At 62.3% G+C, this 17,540-nt stretch carries 12 protein-coding genes; 4 read left to right on the top strand and 8 right to left on the bottom strand.

Annotated features, from left to right (window positions below; all coding sequences use genetic code 11):
• Nucleotides 1-54: 54 nt before the first annotated feature.
• Nucleotides 55-1,065, top strand: a complete 1,011-nt coding sequence (locus tag B4393_RS17665) for an AraC family transcriptional regulator (RefSeq protein ID WP_078335186.1) — start codon at nt 55-57, stop codon at nt 1,063-1,065.
• On the opposite strand, the gene B4393_RS17660 is transcribed toward B4393_RS17665, so the two are convergent.
• The 5 genes from B4393_RS17660 to B4393_RS17640 all read right to left on the bottom strand — a co-directional run bounded on the left by B4393_RS17660 (nt 1,062) and on the right by B4393_RS17640 (nt 7,096).
• The gene (locus tag B4393_RS17660; protein WP_078335185.1) at nt 1,062-2,183 is read right to left on the bottom strand and encodes a CaiB/BaiF CoA transferase family protein; all 1,122 of its coding nucleotides are present in this window, start codon (nt 2,181-2,183) and stop codon (nt 1,062-1,064) included. The genes B4393_RS17665 and B4393_RS17660 overlap by 4 nt on opposite strands.
• Nucleotides 2,183-3,307: an acyl-CoA dehydrogenase family protein gene (locus B4393_RS17655; protein ID WP_078335184.1), complete on the bottom strand. Its 1,125-nt coding sequence runs from the start codon at nt 3,305-3,307 to the stop codon at nt 2,183-2,185. Before B4393_RS17655 ends, B4393_RS17660 begins: the two co-directional genes overlap by 1 nt.
• 137 nt (nt 3,308-3,444) lie before the next feature.
• The gene (locus B4393_RS17650) at nt 3,445-4,674 is read right to left on the bottom strand and encodes a low temperature requirement protein A (RefSeq protein ID WP_078335183.1); all 1,230 of its coding nucleotides are present in this window, start codon (nt 4,672-4,674) and stop codon (nt 3,445-3,447) included.
• 160 nt (nt 4,675-4,834) lie between these two features.
• Nucleotides 4,835-5,878, bottom strand: a complete 1,044-nt coding sequence (locus tag B4393_RS17645) for a type 1 glutamine amidotransferase family protein (RefSeq protein WP_078335182.1) — start codon at nt 5,876-5,878, stop codon at nt 4,835-4,837.
• A 201-nt stretch (nt 5,879-6,079) separates the two neighbouring features.
• Nucleotides 6,080-7,096, bottom strand: a complete 1,017-nt coding sequence (locus B4393_RS17640) for an alcohol dehydrogenase catalytic domain-containing protein (protein WP_078335181.1) — start codon at nt 7,094-7,096, stop codon at nt 6,080-6,082.
• 124 nt (nt 7,097-7,220) lie between these two features.
• Between B4393_RS17640 and B4393_RS17635 the strand changes: the two genes are divergently transcribed.
• From B4393_RS17635 to B4393_RS27565, 3 genes are all read left to right on the top strand, one after another.
• Nucleotides 7,221-8,216 (top strand): AraC family transcriptional regulator, encoded by a 996-nt coding sequence (locus tag B4393_RS17635; protein ID WP_078335180.1) that lies wholly within the window; start codon nt 7,221-7,223, stop codon nt 8,214-8,216.
• A 432-nt stretch (nt 8,217-8,648) separates the two neighbouring features.
• Entirely contained in the window at nt 8,649-8,855 is a 207-nt protein-coding gene (locus B4393_RS17630) for a cold-shock protein (RefSeq protein ID WP_070939845.1), read from the top strand.
• A gap of 145 nt (nt 8,856-9,000) precedes the next feature.
• Entirely contained in the window at nt 9,001-9,384 is a 384-nt protein-coding gene (locus B4393_RS27565; protein ID WP_133052603.1) for a hypothetical protein, read from the top strand.
• A 54-nt stretch (nt 9,385-9,438) separates the two neighbouring features.
• On the opposite strand, the gene B4393_RS17620 is transcribed toward B4393_RS27565, so the two are convergent.
• From B4393_RS17620 to ilvD, 3 genes are all read right to left on the bottom strand, one after another.
• Entirely contained in the window at nt 9,439-13,563 is a 4,125-nt protein-coding gene (locus B4393_RS17620; RefSeq protein ID WP_078335178.1) for a bifunctional nitrate reductase/sulfite reductase flavoprotein subunit alpha, read from the bottom strand.
• A gap of 569 nt (nt 13,564-14,132) precedes the next feature.
• A complete protein-coding gene (locus tag B4393_RS17610; RefSeq protein ID WP_078335176.1) occupies nt 14,133-15,578 on the bottom strand; it encodes an amidase in 1,446 nt (481 codons plus the stop codon).
• 71 nt (nt 15,579-15,649) lie between these two features.
• The gene (ilvD, locus tag B4393_RS17605) at nt 15,650-17,494 is read right to left on the bottom strand and encodes a dihydroxy-acid dehydratase (protein WP_078335378.1); all 1,845 of its coding nucleotides are present in this window, start codon (nt 17,492-17,494) and stop codon (nt 15,650-15,652) included.
• Nucleotides 17,495-17,540 lie beyond the last annotated feature (46 nt).

The raw sequence follows: 17,540 nt of genomic DNA, 5'->3' as shown, positions 1-17,540 counted from the left end.
AACTTCTCGCCTTCTTGACTGAACTGCTCGCGTCAGCACGGTAGCGTCGTCTACGTGCCTCCTCATGACGCGGCGACCGCGTACACGATCCCGATCCAGCGGGTTCAGGCCTTCGCTGGGCTGGCGTTGCGCTGTGGCTGGGACGTGGAGACGATGCTGGGCGCCGCCGGAGTCTCGCCGACGCTGCTGGCAGAGGGCCGTTCCCGGGTGACGACAGATCAAGCAGGCGTCCTGTTTCGGGAGCTGTGGCGCCAAACGGATGATGAGCTGCTGGGACTCGGGCTCACGCCCGTCCCCCGCGGCACGTTTCGGCTTCTCTGCTACGCGCTGATCAACGCGACAGATCTCGGTGCGGCGATGCAACGGTTCGCAGATTTCAAACGGGCAGTGCCCGGAATTCCACCCATCACGATCACAGTTCGGGGCGCCACCGCCGCATTATCGATTGACCTCAGCAAGATCGAGCAGCCGGTGGACCTTCTGATCGACACCTTGCTCGCCATGACACACCGGTTCCTGGGATGGGCCATCGGAAAGCGGATACCGCTGCGTCGGGTTGAAGTCCCGTATGCCGAACGCGTGGAGGTAGACGACTACGACCTGATATTCGGTGCGCCCATGGTTTTTTCAGCCGATCACCCGACGCTGGTGTTCGACAGAGATAACTTGTCGGCGCCCGTTGTCCGTGACGAAGGTTCATTGGACGACTATCTTCGTCACGCGCCGGCAAGCGTGATCACCTATCGCAGCTACGCGACGTCCACGGCCAGCCAGGTACGTCTGCTGCTTGCCCAGGGTCTGACCGGAAACTGGCTGAGCTTCGACGAGATTGCAGCGACGTTGACCATGAGCCCTCAAACATTGCGGCGCAAACTCCGCGACGAGGGCACGTCGCCGCGCGAGATCAAAGAAGAGATTCTCCGTGATGCGGCGATCACGAGCCTGGTGCGCGGCGAGGAAACCGTGGCCGCGCTGTCGCGCCGACTTGGATTCTCAGAGCCCAGCGCCTTTTCGCGTGCGTTTCGTCGCTGGACCGGTAGCCCGCCAGGGTCGTATCAGCACTAACCGGTCAGCCGTTTGAGTTGATCATCGGCAATCCCCCAGTCGGACAGCATCTTTGCGAGCACGGACGAGTCCGCGGTGTGCGGTTCGGGACGAGGCGCGGGGGTCCGGCTGAAGCGAGGCGCCGGGGCGGGCTGACGCAGTCCGCTGACCTCGATGAATGCCTCACGAGCCTGGTTATGTCCGTGCTCATGTGCCTCCCAGGGACTCAGCACCGGTGTCACGCAGGCGTCGGAGTTCGCGAACACGGCAGCCCACTCGTCGCGGGTGCGTTCTTTGATCTTTGCCCCGATCACCTCCTTGAGCTGCGCCCACCCCGATGTGTCCAACTGGAACGGCAGGTCGGGATCGTCGATGCCGAGTGCGGCCAGAAGCTGTACATAGAAGGGGAATTCCACGCATCCGACGGCGACGTAACGGCCGTCCGCGCACTCGTAGGTGTCGTAGAACGGCGCGCCGCTGTCCAGTGCGTTCTCCCCCCGCGGCTGGTTCCACAAACCGACCGCGTGCATTCCGTGCATGAACGCCGTATACAGGGCGGCCCCGTCGACCATGGCAGCGTCAACGACCTGCCCCTTGCCGGACCTGTCGCGTTCGTAGAGCGCAGAGACGACGCCCAGTGCCAGCAGCATTCCACCACCGGCGAAGTCGCCGATGATGTTGCCCGGCGGTACGGGCCGTTCCCCCGAGCGTCCAATGAGATCGAGCGCCCCGGACAACGCGATGTAGTTGATGTCGTGACCCGCAGTGCTGGCGAGCGGACCCTGCTGCCCCCAACCAGTCATTCGCCCGTACACCAAACGCGAATTGCGGTGCTCCAGGTCCGCCGGCCCGATGCCGAGCCGCTCGGCGACCCCGGGCCGGAACCCCTCGACGAACACATCAGCCTGCTCGACCAGTGCGTACAGCGTATGCAGGTCGTCGGGGTCCTTCAGATCCAGTTTGATAGTGCGTTTTCCACGGTCAAGAGGACCATCCGGCGGTGCGATTCCGTCACCGGGCGCCCCGGCGCGCTCTACTCGCAGCACGTCGGCGCCCAGATCGGCCAGGACCATACACCCGAATGGAGCCGGTGCAAGGCTGGCGATTTCGACGACCTTGACCCCGTGAAGTGGTCCCATCACAGTGCCTTGGCGATGATTGTCTTCATGATCTCGTTGGTGCCGCCGTATACCTTCTGGATGCGGGCATCGGCGTAGAGCCGTGAGATCGGATACTCCTGCATATAGCCGTAGCCGCCGAAGAGCTGTAGGCATTCGTCGGCCACCTTGCATTGTTGCTCGGTGAGCCACCACTTGGCCTTGGCGGCCGTGGGCACATCGAGCTCTCCGGCCAGGTGCTTGGTCACGCAGTCATCGAGGAAGCTCCACGCGACGGACTTGATGGTGTCGCTCTCGGCGAGGACGAACTGGGTGTTCTGGAATTTGAAGATCGGCCGCCCGAATGCCTCACGTTCCTTGGTGTATGCGACGGTGAGATCAACGGTCTTCTCGATCGCGGCCGTTGCGGCGACAGCGAGGACCAATCGCTCCTGGGGCAGCTGCTGCATGAGTTGAATGAACCCGAGGCCCTCGACCGTGCCGACCAAATTGCATTGCGGTACCCGGACATCGTCGAAGAACAGCTCGCAGGTGTCCTGACCATGCTGGCCGATTTTCTCCAGATTACGTCCGCGCCGGAAGCCCTCGCGGTCGGTCTCTACCAGGATCAGTGAAACACTGTCTGCGCCACGGCCTTCTGGGTCGGTCTTGGCGACGACGACCACGAGATCGGCGAGCTGGCCGTTCGAAATGAAGGTCTTGGCGCCGCTGATGAGGTAGTCGTCGCCGTCTTTGACCGCCTTGGTCTTGATGGACTGCAGATCCGAACCGGTGCCGGGTTCGGTCATCGCGATCGCGCTGACTACATCACCCGATGCCATCCTGGGCAACCAGGTCTTCTTCTGTTCCTCGGTGCCATAGGCATTGATGTAGTGCGCGATGATCGCGCTGTGCAGCAGCCCGCCGAAACTTGGTGCCAGCGCGCGGACTTGTTCGATCGCGACGACCGCTTCGTGCGCAAAGGTCCCCCCGCCGCCGCCGTACTCCTCCGGAATGCTCAAGCACAGCAGCCCTAGTTCCCCGGCGCGCTTCCAGACGTCACGGTCGACGGATTGCTGCCGGCCCCAGCGCTGCTCATTCGGGGTGCACTCCTTTTCGAAGAACCGGCGTGCCAGCTCGGCAAGCGCGTCAAGGTCCTTGTCCATCCAGCTTGAGCGATGCAACGCCACAACAGAACTCCTTCGTCCATGTTCGGTTTTCACCGACGCTATGGCGAACTGTCCGCGCGGCCAATGACCGAGACGGCCACAAGTTTGACCCGACCGCTCACGCATCCGACATCTCAACGGCCTTCGGCAGGACCTCCTCTGGAGATTGATTCCGCGATTGCCTGCGAGGCATGGCGATGCCCGATGAGCTCGAATCCGGCCACGGTGACAAGGGGCGCGCCGGTGAGGATAACCAGGCATACCGCCATCGGCACTCCCCCTGCGGCCAACCAGACTGCCCCGCCTAGCACCACCGCGGTGAGCACAACCAGGAGTACGTGGAAAGGATCCCACAGCCGTATGAGTATCGCGCCCAATAAGTAAACAGTGCCGATGTAGGCAGCGACCGGGATTGCGACCGTCAATACGGTTGCAAGCGATTCTAATTCGGTGTGATGTTCGATGTAGTAAGCGGCGACGTGGAGGCCCGCACCGGTCGCGACAATCGAGGCGAAGATCCCGATGTGCATGAGCGCGAAAGGGATAGCCCGTGAACGGTGCGCGTGCAGCAAGTCCCCGAAGGGAAGCACGAAATAGATCCACCACATGCCGAAGGTCAACCCGACGCCCGCGATGATCACGAGCACCGCATCCGTCGACCAGCCTTGGGCACCGACTACTGCGGACAGCGATGCAACTGTGCCGGCTATGCCTTCCCCGAGCGCGATGATCGCCAGCAAGCCGTAACGCTCAGCGATGTGGTGCGGGTGCCACGGCGTGCCTCCCCGCAGGGTTTCGGCGATCAGGGGGCCGATCATCTCAACGGCCGTAACAAGAAGAACCAGCACGAACGTCACCGGCACCGACGTGTGGATGATGATTACACCGACCCATAACACCTGGGCCACACCGATAGTCAATGCGTAGGTAAGGCACGCGGACCGGCGCTCTGGATTCTGCTGTGCGGCCCGTAGCCACTGCACAATCATGGCGGCACGTATCACGACGTAGCCCGCCACCATGACTTGGTTGTCCACATGTTCGCCCTTGGCGATCGATGCGTACAGCTGCGGAATTCCGAGCGCCAGGACGATGACACCGGCCATTTGACCCATTGTCAGGAGTCGATAGGCCCAGTCGTCGGTGTCATACGCCGATGCGAACCAGCTGAAATTGACCCAGGCCCAACAGATCGCGAACGTCGCGAATCCGAATCCCACTAGCCCGGCGCCAATGTGGCCCGCCGATAGCGAATGAGCGAGTTCGTTCGCAGCGGCGCTGAAGGCCACGACAAAGGTCAGGTCGTACAGAAGTTCAAGCGGCGTCGCGACCCGGTGAGATTCATGCGGGTCACGCCCAGCCATCGCACGAAGCCTGTGCGCCGGTGCTTTTGCGCGGATAGTCACCCTGGCCTCCTCACACGAACCTAGACGGCGAGATGGCTGTGAACTCGCACCGCCAATCATCACACCGATCGATCATCTTGGCTCGAAGGTGGTCCGACCGCCCCGGCCACAGGAATCGCTAGTGGCCTGGCTGGGTGAGCAGGGTGCGGAGCATGGCGGCCTGTTGGTCGACGGCTTGGGGGCCGTTGCCGGTCAGGATGCGGACGCTTGGCTCCCAGATGAGCTTGGGGGCACCGGCATTGGGGAAAACGCCCTCGAATGTGAATCCAGCGTCTTCGAGGGCCTCGTCCACGTAGTAGGTGGGTCGGGTCTTGTGGCCGGGCAGTTTGAGGAACGCGGTTTGGCAGGCAAGGATTTCGGCGTATTTCGGCACGGTGGTCACCGTGATGCCCGTGAACGGGTTATCCGTGTTGGGTGTTGGGTTGCCGTCCTTGTCGACCCGGTACTTTGCGGCCGAGACCATGGCGACCGGGGCATGGCAGATCAACGAGACCAGCACACCCTTTTCATGCAGGACGTTGATCAATTCGCCGAGCCATGGATTGTCGACGTAGTCGACCATCGGTGCGTGCCCGCCGGGGATATGGGCGAAGTCGTAGTCGCCGAGGTCGAAAGCGTCCTCGGGGTCGCGGTCGCGCTCGACCAGTTGTTGCGCCGAGAAGTACGTCTTGGAAGGCAACGACGCGAAGCGTGCGGCGATCTCATCGCGAAGCGGCGCGACCTCCTTATCTGTTCGGGGCAAGACTTCGGAAACCGGAACGTTGCCCAAATAGCGGTATGCCAGATCGAGCTCGGCGTCACGGCGGGCGATCAGTTCAGGGCGACGTGCACGGAACTTGTCCACGTCAAATCCGAGAGCCTCCTCCGCGGTGGTCGCGAGCATGGCGGTCGTCAGCTTCTCGACCGCTTGCCATTGCAGCGCAAGGCCGTTGATGTCGACCTGCGGCAGCTGGCCATCGGTCGTCGCGAAAGTGAAGTCATAATCCGGACCGAACTCCTGCAGGATCTGACCCAGTTCGATGAAGAAGACCCCTGTGGAAACACCAGGATGCCCGGCCGGCTCCGCGAGCGGCAACACCTTGTTCGACGACATCAGCACCAGCGCCTTGGGCCGCTGCCCGGCACCTGGCGTCACCGATTTGCTGGTTGTTTGTTCGGACATACCTGATACTCGCTTTCGATAGTGATGGCCCTGGCGTAGAAAACTGTCCTGTGTTGGCCTTTTGGCGGCACCGCACCGGACATCCACCTACGCGGCGGCATCGATGTACCGCGGGCACGTCAATAATTCCTCGGGCCGTACGCAGGTGCCTGTGCTGAGCACCTGCGTACGGCCAGTCTGTCTACCGGATAGCGCCGCGCGTTAGTAGGTGATGACGGCGCGGAACCGTACGTCGCCCGCGATGACCTTGGCCACGGCAGTGCCGACTTCCTCCTTGGGGAAGGTCTCGATCATGGGGACCACCTTCCCGGCGGCGGCGAATTCCAGGGCCTCGGTGAGATAGCGCAGCCCATTGTGCGTTGATCCAATAACCTTCTGCCGCTGGGCGAAGAAGGGCCGCTGCCGATCGGTCGGAATGACGATATCGGCCAAGGGGTCGAGTCCCATCGATATCGCGCGGCCGTCGTGGCGCAGGCCCTTCAACGCGTCGGCGCCCTGGTCGTAGGAGTTGCTGCAGAGCAAAAGCACATCGGCTCCCCCGGCGGCCAACAGCTCTTCGCCGCTCGCGACTACCTCGTGTGCCCCGAGCTTGCGGGCCAATTCCTGCTTGTCAGGCGAGTGGGTGACGGCGATGGTCTCGAGTCCGGATGCCGCCGCGAATTGCAGTGCCAGGTGCCCCAGGCCGCCAATACCGACAATGGCGACGCGCTCGTGAAGTGCCGGCTCGGCAGCGCGCAGACCGCTCCACGTGGTGTAGCCGGCGCAGAAGATCGGTGCGGCAAGCTCGAAGGACAGGCCATCCGGGATCAGCACGGTGCCCGTCGCGGTGACGGCGACGTATTCGGCGTGCCCGCCCTGGGCGTTGAAGCCGGTCAGGCGGGGCGCTGCACAGTTGACGGCCGCCTGACCCGACAGTGGCAGGTTCTCCTTGCAGTAGTCGCAGCGGCCACAGGTGGACTGCACCCAAGTGGTGCCGACACGATCGCCCACCTTGCGCGTGCTGACACCGGCGCCCACCTCGACAACCTCGCCCACAACTTCGTGGCCGGTGATCAGTGGGAAGAGGTCACCCGCGGCACCCCGCGTGGTCCACACGTCGGTGAAGCAAATCCCGCACGCGTGCACTTTGATCAGCACCTCGCCGGGTCCGGCGGTCGGTGTCGGGACCTCGCGCAGTTCCCATGTGGCGTTGATCTCCGGGATAACGGCGGCCTTCATCTATTAGCTCTCCTTGTTGAGTTTCTTGGGCGTGCTTGGCGCCCACGCTAAGTGGAGCGGACTGCCGTGTCACTAGCAGATCGCGCCATATTAGGTGGCGTGCATACCCCGTAATATGTTGACGATGGCTACGGACTCGGGGACCTTCACGCTTTCGCCAGCGATCAAACCGCTACTGGATAACCTGGGCATTCAGTCCGATTACGTGTTACGGCAAGCGGGACTGCCGACCGACCTGTTAACCCGCGGAACTGCTGACCTCTCGAGCGAGGCCTACTTTGCGTTCTGGAGTGCGCTCGAGCAGGCGAGCGGACACGACGCACTGCCGGTCGCCATAGCCCGCACGCTCACGGCGGAGGTATTCGATGCGCCACTATTTGCTGCACTGTGCAGCCCGAACCTCAATGTCGCGGCTCACCGAATCGCCAAGTTCAAACATCTCATCGCGCCGATCGACATCAGGGTTGAGGAGGACAGCGAACGTACCCTGCTGACCTACACCTGGCTTACCGAGACCTCGCCGCCGGCCGTGTTGACCACCAGCGAACTGCTCTTCTGGACGGCGTTGGCACGTCTCGGAACCCATAGGGACGTTGCACCGATGCGGGTGTACGCCACCGAGCCGCCGCCGCGGTCTGCCATCATCCGTGAATATTTGGGGACCGATATCGAAGCGGGACCGGTCGATGCAATCGTCTTTTCCGCCGAAGATTCGGCACTGCCCTTCCTGACCGAAGACCTCCAGATGTGGAATTACTTCGTTCCGCAACTCCGCGCTCGCCTCTCCGAGCTGACACAATCCTCGCCGATGACGGAGCAGGTGCGCACCGTCCTGCTGGAAGCGCTGCCTGCCGGTCAAAGTGACATCGGCACGGTCGCCCGAAAATTGGCCACGAGCACCCGGACACTGCAGAGGCAGCTTCAGCTCGAACACAGCAGCTTTCAGTCGGTGCTCAACAGGACACGAGAGAACTTGGCCCGCCACTACCTGTCACGGGGCGACACCAGTATCAGTCAGATCGCGCTGCTACTTGCCTACGACGACACCAACTCGTTCTACCGCGCCTTCCGCGGCTGGACTGGCCAGACCCCCGAACAAACAAGACACCCAGCCCACTAGACCACGGCGGCCACCGCGAATGATGGCGCTTTGACCTCTTTTTGCCCCAAAGACGACGGCAATGTTTGAACGCCGAGGCGGAAGAATGCACGGGCAGTGAAAGTTGAAATCAATTGGCGCGGTGGTTGATTCGTTCTATCCGCACTGGCTTGACAGTTACCGCGCAACCTCCAGGTGCTCGAGGCGCTGGCCGATCCAGACGTTCACCTTCGGGATAGGTCAGTATGGCGATTACTCCCGCGTTCTGGTCATTAACCCAAACCTCTGATATGGTGAAAACGGTTGATTTTCTTACTGACACGCTCGCGAAGATTTTCCGCGGCGGACACACACCAATCTCCGTGACTTTTACCGGTTGCCTGATTTCGCGTACCTCCGCAGACCCAGGATCGAACGTCGATCCCGTATTTAGATACTCAGGAGAGTTATCGCATGGCTCAAGGCATCGTCAAATGGTTCAACGCCGAAAAGGGATTCGGGTTCATCACCCCGGACAGCGGCGGCAAGGATCTCTTTGTCCACTTCTCAGGCATCCTCGGCAGCGGCGGATTCCGCACCCTCAATGAGAACGACCGCGTCAGCTTCGAAGAAGAGGCCGGCGATCGCGGCCCCCAGGCCGTCTCGGTGCAGACTGTCTAAAGTTTCACCGCGCTAGACAAAGAATTAAGGCTGGCTGTCCAGGAATCCTGGGCAGCCAGCCTTGTTTGTGTACCGTCAGCTATATCTGAGCCGCTTTTCGCGAACTCGCCGCCGGTGAATGCAATCCTCACTAAAGTGCTCGGCCATGAAGGGAATCAGCAAGGGCAGTCGCGGGCTTTTGGAGGTGAGCATGGCAGCAGGACTCTCCTGCTTTGCTGTTGCGGTAGCAGGTCAGGCACATGCTGACGATTTGAATACCACCACGTGCTCCGAGCAGCAGGTGATGTCGTCGTTGCAGCAGAATGATCCATTGATCTGGCGCAAGATCAGTCGCGATCCAAAACTCGAGAATGAGTTGCGGCTCGGGCTTGCCGGGGTTCTGGCCGCCCCGTCGGGACAGCGTCAGCAGCAGTTGAATGCGTTCGAAGAAACCCTGGGCCACCAACAGTGGACGGGTATCAGCGATGACATCATGAGCTCGTCTTCCGGGCCAGTGGGCAGAGCTGTCAACAACTGCCACAACTACTGAGCGACCGGGCGGCTCGTCCATACGGTTGGGTCCGCATCACCTGCGCCGGACGTCCTAGTAGACGTCGCGGAGATAACGCTTGTTGGCCACCAGTTCGCGTTTGTAGTCTCGGGCCTGCTCGGCCGAGAGCTGTCCGTGCGTTTCGATGATCGTGGTCAGCGCGCTGTCGACGTCTTTGGCCATTTTGCTCGCGTCGCCACAAACGTAGAGGTGCGCGCCGTCCTGCAGCCAGGACCACAGTTCGGCGCCATTTTCAATCATTTTGTGCTGCACGTAGATCCGCTTCTTCTGATCACGGGAGAAGGCAAGCTCGAGCCTGGTGAGGAATTTGTCGGTGACCATGGCGGTCAGATCATCGCGGTAGTAGAAGTGTTGTGCGGCATGCTGATCGCCGAAGAACAGCCAGTTGGGCCCGGTATGTCCGAGTGCGCGACGTTCATGCAGGAACCCGCGGAACGGCGCGATACCGGTGCCCGGACCGACCATGATCATCGGCGTACGGGAATCCTCGGGCGGCCTGAAGTGAGGCGACCTCTGCAGGAAGACCGGTGTGGGCGACTCCCCCGCGCGGTCCGCGAGGAAAGTCGAGCACACACCGCCACGCTCGGCCCCGTTCGTCCCCTGGTAACGCACCACCGAGACAGTCAGCTGCACTTCATCCGGACTGGTCAATGGGCTCGAGGAGATGGAATAGGAACGCGGGGTCAGCCGCACCAGAACGTCCTGCCACTGTTGGGCGTCGGCCCGAACCGGAAAGTCGTGCACCACGTCTACCCCATTGCGGCCGAACGCCCACGTTCTCAGGTCGGCGCGTGCGGCGCGCAGTGTCTTGGCGGCCGCGGAGTCCTTGGTTGTATCGGCCAGAAAGCTCAGGAGATTTGGGGTAATTCGGCCGATGTCATAGGACGTGGTCAGCGCATGGCGCAGCGTTTGTTCGGTGCCATCGACTTCGATGATCTCCTCTGCCCGTAGGCCGGTCGCGGCAAGCCACGCGTCGACGGAGCTAACGCTATTGGTCGGATAGACCCCGAGCGCGTCACCGACTCCGTAACTTACGCCATACCCCGAGATATCAAACCCGAACTGGCGCACTTCTTTTACCGAAGACCCAGGTGTCAGCACCATGTTGCGGCATAGCCGCGCCGTGACCGGGTTCGCGCGGGTGAACATCTCGACCGTGACGGTGGACGCACTGGACGGTGAGGCTGCGACGGCCACCTCTGCCGTAGGGGTGACGGCAACGTGTGAGGCGGACTCATCGGGCCTGTGCCCCGGCGTCGTGATCAGCGTGCTGACTTGTTGGGCCCACTGCGTGAGCGGTTCTTCGTCGTAGATTTCGCAGTCGAGCCGATCCATCAGGCGGGTGGCGCCCAGTGCCGCCATCCGCTCGTCGATGGATTTTGCGTGACCGCAGAAGTTTTCGTAGGCGCGATCCCCAATTCCCAGCACGGCAAAGCGCATACCGTCCAGCGAGGGTGCCTCAGGTGCGTGCAGCCGGTCCCAGAAGTCGGCGCCATTGTCCGGTGGGCCGCCGTCGCCGAAGGTACTAGTCACCACCACAACGTCACGGACCGCGGCCAGATCGTCCAGCGCGCACTGGTCCATGTTGACGACCTTTGCCGCGGCTCCGGAGGTATTGACCTGGGTGGCGAGTCGAGCCGCGAACTCCTCGGCATTGCCGGTTTGTGACGCCCACAGCACCAACAGCGTTGGTCCGACACTGTCAGCTGGCGAGGTGGCGATGGGGGCGCTCGTAGTCCCGTCGACGCGGGAATACATCCCTGCCAACGCTCCGTCGATCCACAGCCGGACCTCGGCGCTCAGCGGTGCCGTGTGCGGCAAGACCGGAACACCGACGGCACCACTATCCACAGTGGCGAAAAAGCCTGAAAGATAATGCCGCTCATCGTCGGAAAGCGTTGGCTGGGCTGTCAGACCAATCGCCTCGGCGACGGGATGCGTGGATGGCGCCTCCGGCCGTGTAGGTCGTTGGACAGAGTTAGTGGGACGCATACTGACGGCGCAGACCTTCAGTTCGGGCTGCAACGAATCGGGATCCACCGCATCGGTGGTCAAGGCATTGACGGCGAGGTACTCGCCGTGTTCGTCGTTCCAATGAAACGGCACAAAGCAGTTCCCAGGCCGCACCCGATCGGTGACGACGGCGGGCAGCACCGCTCTCCCCCGTCGCGACTGCAACTCGATGGGTTGTCCGTCAGTGATGTCGAGTTCGGCGGCATCATCGGGATGCACTTCAACAAACGGGTCGCTGTTGAGTTTGTTGAGCTTGGCAACTTGTCCGGTCTTGGTCATCGTGTGCCACTGATGTTGCAGTCGGCCAGTATTCAGGATGAACGGGTAGTCATCGTCGGGCAGTTCACGAGCATCCATGTGTGGGCGGGGGTGGAAAATCGCTCGGCGCGATGGGGTGGCAAAGGCGAGCTGTGGTTGCATGCCGTTCTCGTCGACGAACAGATTCTGGCTGATTCCGTCGTTCAGGTAACGGATCGGATGCCGGTCATCGGAGTCATCCGGAGGGCAGGGCCACTGCAGCGGGGTCTGGCGCAACCGTGCATAGCTGGCACCGCGAAGGTCGTAGCCGGTCTTCGGGTTCCAGAATAGCTTGATCTCCTCGAAGACCTCCTCACTGGACGCATACGTGAAGTGGTCCCCGAAACCCATTGCGGCCGCCACCTGGCAGATAAGCAGCCAGTCCGGCCGTGCCTCGCCGATCGGCTCGACGGACTGCTGGAGCAAGGTGAGGTTGCGTTCGGAGTTGATCATCACCGCGTCGGCTTCGGCCCACAAAGTGGCCGGCAGCACGATATCGGCGTACCGATTCGTCGCGGTGGCTTCGTAGGTGTCCTGTGTGATGACAAGCTGGGCTGTTTCCAACCCGGTGATGGTGTTTGCGCGATTGGCCACTGTCGCAACAGGATTGGTGCAGATAATCCAGCAGGCCTTGATGTCTCCTGCCGCCATCTGCTCGAACATGGCGATAGTGCCGGGACCCACATCGGTGCGGAGAGAGCCCGGCGCCAATTCCCAGATCTCTTCCACAAATGCTCGGTCATCGGCGCTGACCACTGACCGTTGCCCTGGCAGCCCGGGTCCCATGTAGCCCATCTCGCGCCCACCCATCGCGTTGGGCTGTCCTGTCAGCGACATCGGGCCGCTGCCTGGTCTGCAGATCGCGCCGGTCGCCAGATGCAGATTGCAGATCGCGTTGGTATTCCAGGTGCCATGTGTGCTCTGGTTCAGGCCCATTGTCCAGCACGTCATCCACTCGCCGGCGTCCCCAATCATCGTGGCGGCGGCGCGGATATCGGATTCGGGAATGCCGGTGATCTCAGCCACCACGGCCGGTGGATAGTCCGCCAGAAACTCGGGCATCGCCGCCCAGCCCTCGGTGTGCTCGGCGATGAATTCCTCATCAATCGCCCCGGATTCCACCAGCAGATGCAGCAGCCCATTCAGGAGCGCCAGATCGGTACCGGGGTTGATCTGTAAGAACAAATCCGCTTTATCGGCCGTGGCAGTACGGCGCGGATCTACGACAATCAGCTTCGCGCCCGCCTTCATTCGATCAGCCATCCGCAAGAACAGGATCGGATGACAATCGGCCATGTTGGCGCCGATGACGAAAAACACGTCGGCGCAGTCGAAGTCGGTGTACGAGCCAGGCGGTCCGTCGGATCCCAAGGACTGCTTGTACCCCGTACCGGCGCTGGCCATGCAGAGCCGCGAGTTGGACTCGATGTGCACCGTGCGGATAAACCCTTTGGCCAGCTTGTTCGCCAAATACTGGGCTTCGATCGACATCTGCCCGGACACGTACAGGGCAATCGAATCTGGCCCATGCTCATCGAGGATCGCGCGCAGTCTCTGCCCGGCCTCGGTCACCGCGGCGTCGACGGGCGTCGCCACGAATTCGGCGCCGCCCGAGGGACGCACCAAAGCGTTTGTCATCCGCCCGCCCACCGCATCCATCAGTTCGGCATGGGTGGCGCCTTTCGTGCACAGCCGACCGAAGTTCGTCGGATGAAGCTTGTCCCCCGACACCCGGGCGATGACGGTGCCCGTCGGGGTGGCCTTGGTGTGGACTTCGATTCCGCAACCCACACCGCAGTACGAGCACGCTGTGCGCGTGGAATTGCCCGTATCGCCTGGTGCTGCCATGTCACAACACTCGCCAGTCTCTGTTTCCCAGCGGTTTCCGGCAACGTTAGGGCGAGGAAAAACTCCCCTCACAACGGCGCTAGTCCGACTGTAAGGATTGACCTGGGTGAGGCTGCAAGGTGATGGGATGTGCCGTTTCCGCAGGTAATCGGGCGGTGCGGCACGCGACGGGGTCGGGGGGGGTCGTCGTCGCGTGCCGCATCCTGCACGATGGCTCACACTGCGGGATCTCCCTGCGAGCGAAAGCCGTGCAACCACCAAATTAGAGTCTCAAGGTTTGGATGAGCTATCGGTAGCCTGTGTGTTGACTGTGAGGCATTCCTCCGTGTGTCGAGTTCCGCGGTGTCCTAGTTTGTCAATGTTTGTCAATGAAGACTGTCTGCCCGATGAAGCGGCGGCTCTGGGCATCGACCAATAGCCTTCGGCTGAAGACCGGGAGGAGACGCTGGCCCGGATCAGGGCACGCCGAGATCAGCGCTCCGCCGTGATTGATCGCCTCACCACGGAGAGGGCCAACGTCGAACGGATCTACGCCGAAGTCGCTGATTGACAAGGTCGGTCCCCGGGACTCAGGATTTCTCGACCACCGTCGGACTATTGCGCGGACGGTTCTGGGCCCACGGGCGCATGGTTTCGAACGCCGCCGCTGCACATAGCACGTCGGCATCGGCTCGTAGGCGACCGACAATCTGCAGTCCTACAGGCATACCGTCCGAGGTGAATCCGGCCGGGATCGAGATCGCGGGATTCGTCGTCATATTGAACGGGTAGGTCAGTACCCACCCCATAAGACGTTCGAGCAGAGGCTCGTTCGCAAGTGCAGGCGGGCAGAACTCGTCGTGGCCAAAGGTATGCAGAGTGGTAACAGGGGTGACGAGAAAGTCAAACCGGTGCAGAAACTCTCGTAGTTCATCGACCATCTTGCCCCGGGCGGCATCGGCACGCTGAACCTGAATCGTGGTCAGTCGCGCACCGTCACGCATCACCTGGATGAGTTCCTCGTCGACATGACCGACGTGGTTATCCCAGTCGACGGCGTCCAGCTTCGCGGCGTAGAGCGGAGCCCAGACGCCCTCCCACATCGCTCGCGCAGGGTCCTTCCACGCGGGACGATCCTCGTCGACGGTCCAGCCCATCTCCACGAACGCTACGAGTGCACTCTCACAGATAGACCGGATTTCGGGATCGCATGTGGTTATGCCGAGATCGGGTGACCACGCGATGCGCGCAGGTCCGATCGGACGGTCCAGGGCTGCGAGATAGTCGACTCCGTCCGAGGGCAGCGACAACGGATCCGCGTCGTCAAAACCGGCCATTGCGGTCAGCATCAGCGCGGCGTCGGGTACGGTTCGGGCGATCGGACCATGGAAGGCAAAGGTGTGAAAACGGCCTGCAAGTCGAGTCTGAGGAATCCGGCCGAGGGACGGTTTGAAACCGACAACACCATTGACAGCCGCGGGAATACGAATGGATCCGCCACCGTCTGTCCCCTGCGCGAGTTGGCCCATCCCGGCCGCAGTCGCGGAGCCCGCACCGCTGCTCGAGCCTCCCGCCGTCTTGGTGATGTCCCAAGGATTACGGGTGGGCCCGTACAAATGATTGTTGGAACTGGCCTTGTAGCCGCCCTCCGCCACATTGGTCTTTCCCAGAAACAGGCCGCCGCCCGCTCGCAAGCGGGCGGCTACGGGTTCATCGTGATCGGCGATCTCATCTTTGAAGGCGACGATGCCGGAGGTGACCGGCGTATTGGCGACGGCACACACCTCTTTCACGCTGTAGGGGATTCCGTGCAGCCGCGATAGCGGTCTTGCGCCGGCGAGATCCTCCGTCAGCTTTTTGGCATCACTGAGTACTTGGTCCGGGTCGTGATACACGAACGCGTTGAGCACGGGGTTCAGCGTTTCGATGTGCCGCAGAACGGCTTCGGCGATTTCTGTTGGCGTGACGTTCCGCCGGGCGATCTGCTGGGACAACTCGACCGCCGACATCCAGCACAAGCTTTCGCTATGGGACATTGGTTATTCCTCTCGTTCGGTTCGATGCACGACGGGGCTCACGGCAGGGTTCTGGACCCGGTGACGCGGGCTCAGGCCATGTCCAACTCCCTGACGGCGCCTCGGTCGGCGGAGGTGACCAAGGATGCGTATGCGCGTAGGGCCGGGGAGACCTGCCGATCGCGTTTGGCGGGCCGGTACCCGAGTCCGGATTCCAAGAAATCCCTTCGGATTCGCAGTGTCTCGCCGTCGACCTCGACGGTGATGGTGCGTCGGGCGATGTCGATACTGATGACGTCCCCGTCCTCGACGAGCGCGATCGGACCACCGGCTGCCGCTTCGGGTGAGACGTGACCGATCGACAGTCCCGATGTTCCTCCCGAGAAACGCCCGTCGGTGATGAGCGCACAGCTGGCTCCGAGGCCGCGTCCTTTGAGAAAGGCTGTCGGGTAAAGCATTTCCTGCATACCCGGGCCGCCGCGCGGACCCTCATAGCGGATCACCACCACGTCACCCGGTTGCACGCGATTGTTCAGGATGGCATCGACCGCCTCGTCTTGGGATTCGAGAACGATCGCGGGCCCGGTGAAAGTGTGGATCTTCTCATCGACACCGGCCGTCTTGACGATGCACCCGTTCGGTGCCAGGTTGCCGGTAAGCACAGCCAGGCCGCCGTCGGCGGAATAGGCATGCGCGGCATCGCGAATACAGCCGCTCGACGCATCGAGATCGAGTGTGTGCCAGCGGCGGGACTGCGAGAAGGCTTGCGCTGATCGCTCGCATCCGGGCGCGGCGTGAAACAGCTCGACAGCATCCGGCGAGGGCGACGTGTCCCGCACATCCCACTCGGCAAGCCAGGACGACAGATCTGGTGCATGGACGCTGTGCACCTCACGGTGCAGCAGTCCGGCCCGGTCCAGCTCGCCGAGCAGCGCGGGGACACCACCCGCGCGGTGGACATCCTCGACCAGATATGAGCCGTTCGGGGCGACCTTGCACAGGCACGGGACCCGCCGCGAGAGCGCGTCGATGTCCTCCAGGGTGAAATCCAGTTGCGCTTCGTGCGCGGCTGCCAACAAATGCAGAACGGTGTTTGTCGAACCGCCCATGGCGACGTCCATGCACATCGCATTTTCGAACGCCTTGCGCGACGCAATCTGTCGCGGCAACGCCGCGATGTCGTCGTTGTCGTAGTACCGGCGGGCGAGCTCGACAACCAGGCGTCCGGCGTGCTCGTACAGCTCTCTGCGGGCGGTGTGGGTGGCCAGCGTCGTACCGTTGCCCGGGGGTGCCAGCCCCAGCGCCTCAGTCAGGCAGTTCATGGAGTTGGCGGTGAACATCCCCGAGCAGGATCCGCACGTCGGGCACGCCTGCTCCTCGATCCGGGTCAGATCCGTGTCGGAGACGGACATGGATGCCGACTCGGCCACCGCGGTGATGAGATTCATCCCCGTGCGTACGGTTCCGTCCTGCAGAGTGGTGCGTCCACCCTCCATGGGCCCGCCGGACACGAACACCGTCGGGATGTTCAGGCGCAGAGCCGCCATCAGCATCCCCGGGGTGATCTTGTCGCAGTTGGAAATGCACACCAGCGCATCGGCGCGATGTGCCTCGACCATGTACTCGATCGAGTCGGCGATCAGGTCGCGCGACGGCAGGGAGTACAGCATCCCGGCATGACCCATTGCGATGCCGTCGTCCACCGCGATCGTGTTGAACTCGCGGGGCACCGCGCCTGCCGCCGTGATCGCGTCGCTGACGATGCGCCCAACCGGTTGCAGATGGGTATGTCCCGGAACAAACTCGGCGAAGCTGTTGGCAACAGCCACAATTGGTTTGCCGAAGTCGGAAGCGGACACCCCGGCCGCGCGTAACAGTGCACGGGCTCCGGCCATGTTGCGGCCGTGGGTGACGGTTCGTGAGCGCAATGCAGGCATGTCATCCATTGGCCCACGCGGGGGCCGGGAGTTGGAAGACGGCACT

It is taken from the genome of Mycobacteroides franklinii, from assembly GCF_002013895.1.
Classification (GTDB): domain Bacteria; phylum Actinomycetota; class Actinomycetes; order Mycobacteriales; family Mycobacteriaceae; genus Mycobacterium; species Mycobacterium franklinii.
Note: the sequence above shows the minus strand (reverse complement) of the source record. Positions and strands in the feature narration are given on the sequence as shown.